This window comes from Demequina sp. NBRC 110055, assembly GCF_002090135.1.
In the GTDB taxonomy this organism is placed as follows: Bacteria; Actinomycetota; Actinomycetes; order Actinomycetales; family Demequinaceae; genus Demequina.
The window spans coordinates 197,834-198,862 of the sequence record NZ_BBRL01000010.1 but is presented as its reverse complement, the minus strand read 5'-3'; the positions used below and the strand labels follow the sequence as shown (position 1 = coordinate 198,862).

The following is a 1,029-nucleotide window of genomic DNA, read 5'->3' as shown; positions in this document are numbered from 1 at the left end:
GGGTCTGACAGTAGTTCTCGTAGTCGTTCTTTGGGGGTCTTCCAGCCCAGGCGTTTGCGAGGTCGGTCGTTGAGTTGGTTTGCGACGTATTCGAGGTAGTCGGGGTGGTAGCCCGACAGGTCGGTGCCTTTGGGGAAGTACTGGCGTAGAAGTCCGTTGGTGTTCTCGTTGGAGCCTCGCTGCCAGGGTGAGGCGGGGTCGCAAAAGTAGATCGGCACGTCGGTGGCGAGCGTGATGGCGGCGTGGCCGGCCATCTCGATGCCTTGGTCCCAGGTGACGGTCTTGCGTAGCTGGTGGGGCAGGCTCATCATCGCGTCGATCATGGCGTCTTGAACGGCCAGGGCGCCGTGGTCGTCGGGCAGGTGTAGCAGCATCACGAACCCGGTCGAGCGTTCCACGAGGGTGCCGATCGCGGACTGGTTGGCTTTGCCGGTGATGAGGTCACCTTCCCAGTGGCCTGGCACGGCTCGGTCCTCGGCCTCGGCTGGACGCTCGCTGATGAGCACCATGTCCTTGATGCGGCCTTGACGCTTGGGACCACTGCGATGGGGTTTACGCAACGCTCGACCGGTGCGTAGACACGCCGCCAGTTCACGACGCAGTTCGCCTCGTCCCTGGACGTAGATCGCTTGATAGATGGTCTCGTGTGACACCCACATCTCCGGATCGTTGGGGAAGTCTTCACGCAGCCTGTCGCTGATCTGCTCGGGGCTGTGCTTGAGGAACAGTCTGGCTTGGACCTCGTCACGCAGACACTCATTGGCAACCAGCTTGGGTATGCGACGGCGTCTGGCCGCACGCTTATCGGCACGGATCTGAGCGCGATGCGGAGAGTAGTTCCATGGCGTTGTGCGTGCCTTGCCACGCGTCTTTCGTGGCCGATAGCGCTGATGTTTGAGGTTGGCGCGGATCTCACGCAACACCGTCGAGGGCGAGCGGCCTATCGCGCGAGCGATCTGTCGGATCGACTCGCCACGCTCCATCCCAGCATGAATACGTTCACGCTCGACAACGCTGAGACGACGATAA

General features: G+C 62.0%; 1 protein-coding gene. It reads right to left on the bottom strand.

Translation table 11 applies throughout. The features are described 5' to 3' along the window. The coding region (locus B7K24_RS12135) for an IS30 family transposase (RefSeq protein WP_084130607.1) at nt 1-1,029 on the bottom strand (1,029 nt) is incomplete at both ends.